General features: G+C 68.0%; 12 protein-coding genes. 10 read left to right on the top strand and 2 right to left on the bottom strand.

All coding sequences use genetic code 11. The features are described 5' to 3' along the window. Positions 1-33 precede the first annotated feature (33 nt). From SNE35_RS08170 to SNE35_RS08160, 3 genes are all read left to right on the top strand, one after another. A complete protein-coding gene (locus tag SNE35_RS08170) occupies positions 34-1,215 on the top strand; it encodes a YjgN family protein (protein WP_320422400.1) in 1,182 nt (393 codons plus the stop codon). Next, positions 1,212-2,255 (top strand): M48 family metallopeptidase, encoded by a 1,044-nt coding sequence (locus SNE35_RS08165; RefSeq protein WP_320422399.1) that lies wholly within the window; start codon positions 1,212-1,214, stop codon positions 2,253-2,255. The genes SNE35_RS08170 and SNE35_RS08165 overlap by 4 nt, the downstream gene beginning before the upstream one ends. A gap of 150 nt (positions 2,256-2,405) precedes the next feature. After that, on the top strand, positions 2,406-2,648 hold the full coding sequence (locus SNE35_RS08160; protein WP_320422398.1) for a hypothetical protein: 243 nt from the start codon (positions 2,406-2,408) through the stop codon (positions 2,646-2,648). Here SNE35_RS08160 and SNE35_RS08155 read toward each other — a convergent pair whose 3' ends face one another. Both SNE35_RS08155 and SNE35_RS08150 read right to left on the bottom strand, forming a co-directional pair. Then, complete coding sequence (locus tag SNE35_RS08155; protein WP_320422397.1) at positions 2,649-3,308, bottom strand: response regulator transcription factor; 660 nt, start codon at positions 3,306-3,308, stop codon at positions 2,649-2,651. Continuing rightward, positions 3,305-4,627, bottom strand: a complete 1,323-nt coding sequence (locus SNE35_RS08150; RefSeq protein ID WP_320422396.1) for an ATP-binding protein — start codon at positions 4,625-4,627, stop codon at positions 3,305-3,307. The genes SNE35_RS08155 and SNE35_RS08150 overlap by 4 nt, the downstream gene beginning before the upstream one ends. Positions 4,628-4,650: 23 nt before the next feature. On the opposite strand from SNE35_RS08150, the gene pqqA reads away from it, so the two are divergent. From pqqA to SNE35_RS08115, 7 genes are all read left to right on the top strand, one after another. Beyond that, positions 4,651-4,878 carry a pyrroloquinoline quinone precursor peptide PqqA gene (gene pqqA / locus SNE35_RS08145; RefSeq protein WP_320422395.1) on the top strand — a complete coding sequence of 76 codons (228 nt, stop codon included), beginning with the start codon at positions 4,651-4,653 and terminating at the stop codon, positions 4,876-4,878. 7 nt (positions 4,879-4,885) lie between these two features. Then, positions 4,886-5,791 (top strand): pyrroloquinoline quinone biosynthesis protein PqqB, encoded by a 906-nt coding sequence (gene pqqB, locus SNE35_RS08140; protein WP_320422394.1) that lies wholly within the window; start codon positions 4,886-4,888, stop codon positions 5,789-5,791. Further along, positions 5,788-6,501: a pyrroloquinoline-quinone synthase PqqC gene (pqqC, locus tag SNE35_RS08135; RefSeq protein WP_320422393.1), complete on the top strand. Its 714-nt coding sequence runs from the start codon at positions 5,788-5,790 to the stop codon at positions 6,499-6,501. Before pqqB ends, pqqC begins: the two co-directional genes overlap by 4 nt. Continuing rightward, positions 6,498-6,752: a pyrroloquinoline quinone biosynthesis peptide chaperone PqqD gene (gene pqqD / locus SNE35_RS08130; RefSeq protein ID WP_320422392.1), complete on the top strand. Its 255-nt coding sequence runs from the start codon at positions 6,498-6,500 to the stop codon at positions 6,750-6,752. Before pqqC ends, pqqD begins: the two co-directional genes overlap by 4 nt. Continuing rightward, positions 6,749-7,867 carry a pyrroloquinoline quinone biosynthesis protein PqqE gene (pqqE, locus tag SNE35_RS08125; protein ID WP_320422391.1) on the top strand — a complete coding sequence of 373 codons (1,119 nt, stop codon included), beginning with the start codon at positions 6,749-6,751 and terminating at the stop codon, positions 7,865-7,867. The genes pqqD and pqqE overlap by 4 nt, the downstream gene beginning before the upstream one ends. Positions 7,868-8,251: 384 nt before the next feature. Continuing rightward, positions 8,252-8,710 (top strand): hypothetical protein, encoded by a 459-nt coding sequence (locus SNE35_RS08120; RefSeq protein WP_320422390.1) that lies wholly within the window; start codon positions 8,252-8,254, stop codon positions 8,708-8,710. 13 nt (positions 8,711-8,723) lie between these two features. Further along, on the top strand, positions 8,724-9,161 hold the full coding sequence (locus SNE35_RS08115) for an SET domain-containing protein-lysine N-methyltransferase (RefSeq protein ID WP_320422389.1): 438 nt from the start codon (positions 8,724-8,726) through the stop codon (positions 9,159-9,161). Positions 9,162-9,350 lie beyond the last annotated feature (189 nt).

Here is a 9,350-nt window from a genome sequence, read left to right as displayed (position 1 = left end):
CTCCCGGCCACCACAACCAGGGAGTGTTTGCCAATGACCGAACCCACGATGGACGGCGTCCCCGTCAGCCTCGCACCGAGTCGCGCGCTGCGCGTCGAGTTCACCGGCTCCGGCAGCGAGTATTTCCGCATCTGGATCGTCAACCTGCTGCTGATCCTTGTCACGATCGGCCTCTACCTGCCCTTCGCCAAGGCACGGCGCCTGCGCTACTTCTGCGGCAACACGGTCGTCGACGGCCACGCGCTGGCCTTCCACGGCGACCCGTGGCGCATGTTCCGCGGCTTCCTGTTGCTGGCCGTGCTGGCCGGTGCCTATGCGCTGGCGGGGCATGTCTCGCGCATGGCGGGCCTGGTGGCCTTCTGTCTGCTGGCGGCGATGTGGCCGGCGCTGTGGCGCTCCAGCCTGCGCTTTCGCCTGGGCAATACCAGCTGGCGCGGCCTGCGCTTCGCCTTCCGCGGCGATCTGCCCGGTGCCTACAGGGCGCTGCTGCCGATCTATCTGCCGGCGCTGCTGCTGATGCTGCCGCAGTGGCTGCTCGATCCCCAGCATCCGGAGGAAGCGCTGGTCGGCGCTGGCCAGTTCGCCGCGATCGCGGGCCTCGGGCTGCTGTCGATGCTGGTGTTCTACCCGCTGGGCTTCGCGCTGATCAAGCGCTACCAGCACGGCGGCTATGCCTGCGCGGACCAGTGCACCCGGCTGGACGTGCCCAACGGCCGCTTCTACGCGCTGTGCTTCAAGGGCATCGGCTTGTACGTGCTGCTGATGGTGCTGATGGGCGTGCTGGCCGCCATCATGGCGGCCGTCGTGGGGCTCGGACGACCGTCGGGGGGCCTGACCCAGGCAACCACCATCTGGCTGGCGATCATCTTCGCGATCGTCTACCTGCTGGGGCTGGCAGCCATCGGCCCCTGGTTCACGGCGCGCACGCAGAACCTGATCTGGTCCGGCACGGCCAGCCAGGCGCTGCGCTTCGAGAGCCACCTGAGCGTGCGCGCGCTGGCCGGCCTGACGGTCGTGAACTGGCTGCTCACTGCCGTCACGCTGGGCCTGTACCGGCCGTTCGCGGCGGTGAAGACGGCGCGGCTGCGGCTCGAATCGATGAGTCTGGCGCTGGACGGCGAAGTCGAGACCTGGGTCGCCCAGCGCGGCGCGAACGAGCAGGACGCCAGCGGCGATGCGGCCGGCGACTTCTTCGGCATCGACCTCGGTCTATGAACAGTCCCGAGCTGCAGCTCAGCTACTTCGACGGGCGCAGCGCGCGCGAGCGCGGCGCCTCGATCCGGCTGGACCTCGCGCGGCGCGAACTGCTGGTGCAGCCGCAGTCAGATGAACTGCGGCGTTATGCGATGCGCAGCGTCCACTGGCCGGAGCGTCAGCGCCATGGCCAGCGCCAGGTATTGCTGCCGGACGGCGGCGTGCTGAGCACCAGCGATGCCGCGGCCTGGGATGCCTGGGCTGCCGCCGCGGGCCTCACCGAATCGCCGACCGTGCGCTGGATGCAGAGCTGGCGGTACGTCGGCGTTTCGCTGCTCTTGCTGGTGGCGCTGCTCGCGGCCGGTTGGCGCTGGGGCGCGCCGCTGGCGGCGCAGGGCGTCGTCGCGATGCTGCCGCCGGGCGCGGAGCGGGTCGTCGGCGAGCAGACCCTGCAGTACCTGGACGAGCAGGAGCTGCTGAAGCCCAGCCGGCTCGATGCGGCGCGCCGTGTGCAGATCGAGCAGAACTTCGCCGCCGCGGCGCAGCGGGCGCTGCCGCTCACCGGGCCGCAGCCCGCATGGCGCCTGCACCTGCGCGACGGCGACAAGCTGCTGGGCCCGAATGCCTTCGCCCTGCCCGGTGGCGACATCGTGCTGACCGATTCGCTGGCCGAGCTGCTGGCCGACAGCCCGGATGCGCTGGTCGGCGTGCTCGGCCACGAGCTGGGCCATGTGCAGCGCCGCCACGGCATGCGGCTGGTGGTGCAGGCGGGCCTGGTGGCGGCGGTGGCCGGCCTCGTCGTCGGCGATTTCTCGACCCTGCTAGCCGGCGTGCCGGCCGTACTGTCGCAGGCCGCGTACTCGCGCGACTTCGAACGCGAGGCGGATGCCTACTCGCGCCGGCTGATGCAGGGGGCCGGCATCCGGCCCGAGGTGATGGCGCTGTTCTTCGAACGCGTCGCCAAGGCGCGCGATGCCAGGCAGGGCCTGCGCCTGCCGATCGCGATCGCCAGCCACCCGGCCGACGAGGAGCGCATCCGCTTCTTCCGCGACGGCAACTGAACGCTGTTCATCGCGGCCCGCGGCGGCTCATCCCGCCGCCGCGGCGATCCGTCGCTCGGGCGTGGTGAGTGCAGGGCCTAACGCCGAAACTGCACTCACTGAACAACGAGGCACCGAGCCCAGACGCCCGCCGAACACGAGGAAGCCACCATGAACACCACCGCCCTCTTCGCCACCACCCTGATCGCCGTCGCCGGCGCTGCCGCCAGCCTCGTGCTGGAGGCCGCACCCGAAGCGCCGGCCGCCCGGCCGCAGGTGGTCAAGCTGGAGCGCGTGGTAGTCGAAGGCCGCCGTGTGCAGACGCTGCCGACGGTGATCGTCGAAGGCCGCCGCAGCCAGGACGGCACGCAGCTGGCCCGGGCCGTCTGCGACACCAAGACCGCTACCTGCTGATCAGGCCGCATCGATCAGGCCCCAGCGCAGCGCCACCAAGGTCAGCTCCGACTGATTGCTGGCACCCAGCTTCTGCTTGACGTGGAACAGATGCGTGCCGACGGTGCTCGGCGAGATCTTCAGGTTCTCGGCGATCTGCGCCACGCCGAGGCCTTGGGCCAGCTGCAGGAAGACCGAGAACTCGCGCTCGCTCAGCGCGTCCGCCGGATTGCTGCTGCCGCCCTGGATGTCCGCCACAGCCAGCGCCTGCGCCGTGTGCGCATCCACATAAGGCTTGTGAGCGGCCACCGCTCGGATGGCCTCCAGCAGAGCCTCCGGCGCGCTGCGCTTGGCGAGGTAGCCTAAAGCGCCGGCCCGCAGCACGCGGCGCGGATGGGCCGTGTCTTCGTGAGCCGACAGCGCCAGCACGCGCGCCTTCGGATCCTGGGCGAGCAGCCGCCGCACCGCCTCCAGCCCGCCCATGCCGGGCATGGTGAGGTCCATCACGACAACGTCCGGCTGCGCACGCGGGTAATCTGCGCAGGCCTGCTCGCCGGTGTCGGCTTCGGCCACCACCTCGATCTCCGGATGGTTGGCCAGCAGCATCCGAAAACCCATGCGCACCAGCGCATGGTCGTCCACGAGCATCACACGCAAGCGACTCTCCTTGTTGCTGCTCATCGCGCCGAGAGCTCCATCCGCAGTTCCACCCCGCCGCCTGCGCGGTTGCTCACCTTCACTTGCCCGCCCAGGCCCTCCGCCCGCTCGGCCAGCCAGCGCAGCCCGTGATGGCCGGCGGCCGGCGCGGCTTCAGCCGGCAGGCCGCGGCCGTCGTCGGTGACCGTCAGCGTCACCGTGTCTCCGACGCGATCCAGTGCGATGCGGATGTGCGTCGCCTGGCCGTGGCGCAGGGCGTTCGTCACCGCCTCCTGCGCGCCACGGTAGAGCGCCAGCGCCGTGTCGCCGTCCAGCGGGGCCTCGCCCAGGCGCATGTCCAGCTCGATCGCCAGCGCCGGCTGGCTGCGGCGTGTGCGCTCGACCAGGTCGGCCAGCGCGTCGGCCAGGCCCAGGCGGTCCAGCACCAGCGGCGCCAGCCGCGGCACGATGCCGTGCATCGCCTCGTAGAGCCGCGCCGATTCGTCGGCGATCAGCCGCGCCGCCTGCTCGGCCTGCGGGTCGACGCCCTGGGTGCGCTGGGTGATCGAGACGGCCATGCTGTGCATCGCCGTGACCGACTGGCCCAGCTCGTCGTGCAGCTCGCGGGCGATGCGGCGGCGCTCCTGTTCCAGCTCGGCCTCCAGCCAGCGGTTCAGTTCACGGTTGTCGGCCAGACGCCGCTCGGTCTCGAGGTTAGCCCGCAGGCGCGCCACCATCCGGTTGAAGGCTGCGCCGATCATTCGCGCCTCGGTACCGGGCAGCGGCGGCAGCGCGCCGTCCAGCCGACCGGCTTCCACCTCGTCCAGCGCGGCGGCGATCTGTGCGAAGGGCCGCGCCGTGCGGCCGACCAGCCAGAACACCAGCGCATTGACGACGACGAGCATCACAGCCGCTCCGCCGCACAGCACCGTCATGTAGTCCCAGGCATCGATGGCGGCGCGCGAGGCATTGGTCTCCGTCACCAGTCGCCCGCCGGGGAAGGCGATCGCCTGCACCGAGGGCGGCGGCGTGATCAGCGCATCGAACCAGTCGGGCGCATCGCGGCCGGCCTTGTAGCGCGAGGGCGGCGAGCGGTAGAGCACCTTGCCCTGGTCGTCGTACAGCACGATGTCGTTCGAGCGCACGCGGCCGACGCCCTGCAGGTAGGCCAGGATCGCCGGGATGCCCTGGGCACCGTAGAGCATCGCGTTGCGCTGCAGCAGCTGCGTGGCCACCAGGTTCGCGGCCACCACCTCTTCGTGCACCGATTCGCGCATGCTGCGCAGCTGCAGCACGACGATCGCCGCCACGAAGAGCAGGGTCAGCGAGGCGACGATCAGGTTGATGCGGCTGCGCAGGGTCATGGTCAGCGATGGTAGCCAGGGCCTTGGCCTATCGGATCGGGGTGACCCTCGGGGTGATTCATGATTTTCATGAGGGGCGAATCAAGGGACGCGGCTGGCCCGCCGCACCGATCGGCGGGAGCATGGTCTACGGGATGCAGAAGCGTCCCGCTTCATCCATTCACAAGGAGACCACGATGACCTGGACCACCCCGACCGCCCAAGACTTCCGCTTCGGCTTCGAGATCACGGCCTACTCGGCTGCTCGCTGAAGGCGGCATGCGCATCACCGTGCTCGGCTCGGCCGCCGGCGGCGGCTTTCCGCAGTGGAACTGCAACTGCCGCAACTGCGCCGGTGTCCGTTCCGGCACGGTGCGCGCGAAGCCCCGCACGCAGTCCTCGATCTTCATCCGCCCGGACGAAGGCGAGGACGGCGTGCTTTTCAATGCCTCGCCCGACATCCTGGAGCAGATCCGCGCGCGGCCCGAGCTGCAGCCGGCCCGCTCGATCCGCGACACGGCGATCGCCGGCGTCGTGCTGATGGACGGCCAGGTGGACCACGCGACCGGCCTCTTCATGCTGCGCGAGCGCGGCACGCCGTTGCCGCTGTGGTGCACCGATCCGGTGGCCGAGGACCTGTCCACCGGCAACCCGATCCTGCGCGTGCTGGCGCACTATTGCGGCGTGCAGCGCCAGGCGATTCCGCTGGACGGCACGCGCTTCGAAATCGCTGGCCTGAGCCTGCAGGCGCTGCCGCTGTCCAGCAAGCCGGCGCCCTATTCGCCGCGCCGCGAGGCGCCGATCCCGGGTGACAACATCGGCCTGCTGATCCGCGACGGCCGCAGCACCGTGTTCTACGCGCCCGGCCTGGGCGAGATCACGCCGCCGGTCTTCGATGCGATGGCCGGCGCCGACCTGGTGCTGGTTGACGGCACCTTCTGGACCGACGACGAGATGCCCCGCCTGGGCCTCTCCGCCAAGACTGCCCGCGACATCGGCCACCTGCCGCAGTCCGGCCCGGGCGGCATGATCGAGTGGATGGGCCGGCTGCCTGCGCGCACGCGGCGCCTGCTGATCCACATCAACAACACCAACCCGATCCTCGACGAAGACTCGGCCGAGCGCGCCACCTTGGCGCGCGCCGGCATCGAGGTCTGCGAGGACGGCCTGCGGATCAACACATGACAGCCACCCCCTGGAACCGCATCGAGTTCGAGCAGCAACTGCGCGAGCGCGGGCGCAGCTATCACATCCACCACCCGTTCAACGTGATGCTCAACACCGGCCGCGCCACGCCCGAGCAGGTGCGCGGCTGGGTGGCGAACCGTTTCTACTACCAGATCGCCATCCCGATCAAGGATGCGGCGGTGATGTCCAACTGCCCCGATGCGGCCGTGCGCCGCGGCTGGGTGCAGCGCATCCTCGACCATGACGGCTTCGAGCTGAACGGCATCACCGATCCTGGCGGCATCGAGGCCTGGCTGCGCCTGGCCGATGCGGTGGGCCTGACGCGCGAGGAGGTGCAGGACCAGCGCCACGTGATCCCGGCGCTGCGCTTCGCCGTCGATGCCTATGTGAACTTCGCGCGGCGCGCGCCCTGGCAGGAGGCGGTCTGCTCCTCGCTGACCGAACTGTTCGCGCCGGAGATCCACAAGCAGCGCCTCGCCACCTGGCCCGAGCACTACGGCTGGATCGAGCCCGGCGGCCTGCACTACTTCCGCAGCCGCGTCAGCCAGGCGCGGCGCGACGTGGAGCAGGGCCTGGCCGTCACGCTCGATCACTTCACCACCCGCGCGCAGCAGGAGCGGGCGCTGGAGGTGCTGCAGTTCAAGCTCGACATCCTCTGGGCGATGAACGATGCGATGGCGCTGAAGTACGGCGTTAGCAATCCATGAACCCGCGTATCGGCCCCGGCTTCCGGCTGCAGTTCGAGCCTGCGCAGGACGCACACGTACTGCTCTACCCGGAGGGCATGGTGAAGCTGAACCCCAGCGCCGCGCAGATCCTGCTGCGCTGCGACGGCGAGCGCAGCATCGAGGCGATCGTGGCCGAGCTGGAGCAGGCCTTCAACGCCAAGGGCCTGGAGCCCGAGGTGCGCTCCTTCATCGAGATCGCGCAGAAGCAGCGCTGGGTGGTTGCGCAGTGAGCAACAGCATCGGTCCTCCCTTGTGGCTGCTCGCGGAGCTGACCTACCGCTGCCCCTTGCACTGCGTGTTTTGCTACAACCCGGTCGATTTCGCCAAGCAGCCGCAGGAGCTGAGCACCGAGGACTGGCTGCGCGTGCTGCGCCAGGGCCGCGAGATGGGCGCGGTGCAGTGCGGCCTGTCCGGCGGCGAGCCGCTGCTGCGCGACGACCTGGAAGAGATCGTGGCCGAGGCACGCCGCCTCGGCTACTACACGAACCTGCTGACCAGCGGTGTGGGCCTCACCGAGGCGCGCGCTCGCGCGCTGAAGGCTGCGGGGCTCGACCACGTGCAGCTCTCATTCCAGGACTCGACCCGCGAGATGAACGACTTCCTCTCGCACACCAAGACCTTCGAGCTGAAGCACCGCGTGGCCCGGTTGATCAAGGACCAGGGTTGGCCGATGGTGATGAACGTCGTGCTGCACCGGATGAACATCGACCACATCGACCGGATCATCGGCATGGCGGCCGAGCTGGGCGCCGAGTACCTGGAGCTTGCGAACACGCAGTACTACTCCTGGGCCCTGCACAACCGCGATGCGCTGCTGCCCACGCGCGAGCAGCTGCAGCATGCCGAGGCGGTGGCCGAGGTCTGGCGCGCCCGCCTGGGCGAGAAGATGCGCATCTTCTTCGTCGCGCCGGACTATCACGAGGGCAAGCCGAAGAAGTGCGTCAACGGCTGGGGCAAGATGTTCCTCACCGTCACGCCCGACGGCACGGCGCTGCCCTGCCACACCGCCAAGATGCTGCCGGGCCTGGCCTTCCCGAACGTACGCGAGATGCCGCTGCGCGAGATCTGGTACGAGTCCGAGGGCTTCAACCGCTACCGCGGCACCGGCTGGATGAAGGAGCCCTGCGCCTCCTGCGACCAGCGCGAGCAGGACCTCGGCGGCTGCCGCTGCCAGGCCTTCATGCTGGCGAACGACCCGGCCGCCGCCGATCCGGTCTGCGTGAAGAGCCCGCAGCACGAGGTGGTGGCCGCGGCGGTGCGGCGCGCCGAGATGGGCGCGCCGATTGAGCACCCGCTGGTGTTCCGCGATCCGAAGAACTCGCTGCGGCTCAGCTCGTCGGGCTAGGCATCGCAAGACACGCGAATTACTAGTCGAGGCGCAGTGTCATCCAGCTGTAGATCAGCCGAGCCAGTTTGTGTGCCGCTGCCGTGAAGGCCTTGCCCTTATCCATGCGGGTGCTCAGCCAACGGTAGTAGGCGCCCCGTGCGGAGTAGCGCCCTCGTTCTCAGATGCTCGCGCAACCGATCGAGCAACCGCGGCGGAGGCCGGCCGCCACTCCGCGCGTCGTCTGCCGGTTGCGCACCGTCTTCATCCATCCGGAAAATTTTAGGTTTGCCTAAAACGACTTGCGGATGCGCCTCGCGGGGAGTGGATCGAGTCGATTGATTTGGGCGACGTCGATGGCTACTATCGCTGGCCGAATAAAACGGCTATTTTTAGTTGAGCATCATGAAAACCGCACTCGAGCGTTTTCTCGCTTGGTTCCGCGAACTACGATCTGGTGCCCAGCCCCCAGCGCCGTATGGCACGCGCTCTTGCCAAGGCGCAGCGTGGCGAACAGCCTTCCCAGATGCGTCCAAACAAGATTTGCGGAATTTCCTGGAAGTCTTCGTCAACGCGTTTGCATTTCGTTCTTCCTCGCGGCTGAACTTCGCCCCTGGAGATTCGCTGCTTGCAATCTACCGTGCGCTCTATCCCAGTCGTTGGACGCCAGATGCCCTTGAATTGGAGACTCTGGCCAAACAGGTGGAGCGCCGCTACCAAGTGCGCTTCGCTGATCTGTGGCATGAGAGTCTTTCGCTGGGTGAACTATTTACGGCAACGCATCGCATGCCCGCGGTACGAACAGTGATGCCCAACAGGGCATTCCAGCGTACGCCTTCGGCGCCCGCTGAATTTCGGCGTTAGTCATCAAGTCCAAATGGATCTGAAGCCATCGCTCGGATATATCAGAGACACCGGCACAGCAAAGGGACGTGGGGTGTTCGCGTCGTGCACCCTCGCGGAGGGCGACGTAATCGAGGTATGCCCGGTCGTGCAGCTCAAGACATCGTACTCACTTCTGCCTGAAGAACTTCAGAAGGTTGTTTTTCATTGGGGAGTCCTGGCCGGAATGAATGGCGTGAGTGCTGTCGCCTTGGGTTATGGCGGCATGTACAACCACGCTAACCCCGCGAATTCCCGGTACAAAGCGTCACCGGATGGGCTGAATCTCGTGTTTGTTGCCGCAGTAGCCATCCGGCAAGACGAAGAAATCACGATCAATTACAACGCCACAGCTGGTGAGCCAATGTCGTCCGAGGACAACTGGTTTGAACAAACCGGCGTCACGCCTTTTGACGCTGGACCTACCTCGTGATGGCTAACCTGTTGCTCGAGCCGATGTCCTTCGGCAGGCCTCGGTCCGCGGCTCAGCTTCAACTACAAGGGCTTCCCCAAGAGTCAAGCAAGACTTGACCCCTGACGATCGACGCGTCGACCATCCTGCTTAGGATCTCCGCTGGCTCCGCGACTGCAGTGGCGTCGAGCGATGAAGAAGAACAACGAG

It is taken from the genome of Roseateles agri (genome assembly GCF_034043675.1).
GTDB lineage: Bacteria > Pseudomonadota > Gammaproteobacteria > Burkholderiales > Burkholderiaceae_C > KK5.
This window is presented reverse-complemented; position numbering and strand designations above follow the sequence as displayed.

What these genes read in the sequence shown, in the direction of transcription:
- SNE35_RS08170 (WP_320422400.1), top strand. Translation starts at nt 34, where the DNA reads ATGACCGAACCCACGATGGACGGCGTCCCCGTCAGCCTCGCACCGAGT.
- SNE35_RS08165 (WP_320422399.1), top strand. Translation starts at nt 1,212, where the DNA reads ATGAACAGTCCCGAGCTGCAGCTCAGCTACTTCGACGGGCGCAGCGCG.
- SNE35_RS08160 (WP_320422398.1), top strand. Translation starts at nt 2,406, where the DNA reads ATGAACACCACCGCCCTCTTCGCCACCACCCTGATCGCCGTCGCCGGC.
- SNE35_RS08155 (WP_320422397.1), bottom strand. Translation starts at nt 3,308, where the DNA reads ATGAGCAGCAACAAGGAGAGTCGCTTGCGTGTGATGCTCGTGGACGAC.
- SNE35_RS08150 (WP_320422396.1), bottom strand. Translation starts at nt 4,627, where the DNA reads ATGACCCTGCGCAGCCGCATCAACCTGATCGTCGCCTCGCTGACCCTG.
- pqqB (WP_320422394.1), top strand. Translation starts at nt 4,886, where the DNA reads ATGCGCATCACCGTGCTCGGCTCGGCCGCCGGCGGCGGCTTTCCGCAG.
- pqqC (WP_320422393.1), top strand. Translation starts at nt 5,788, where the DNA reads ATGACAGCCACCCCCTGGAACCGCATCGAGTTCGAGCAGCAACTGCGC.
- pqqD (WP_320422392.1), top strand. Translation starts at nt 6,498, where the DNA reads ATGAACCCGCGTATCGGCCCCGGCTTCCGGCTGCAGTTCGAGCCTGCG.
- SNE35_RS08120 (WP_320422390.1), top strand. Translation starts at nt 8,252, where the DNA reads ATGAAAACCGCACTCGAGCGTTTTCTCGCTTGGTTCCGCGAACTACGA.
- SNE35_RS08115 (WP_320422389.1), top strand. Translation starts at nt 8,724, where the DNA reads ATGGATCTGAAGCCATCGCTCGGATATATCAGAGACACCGGCACAGCA.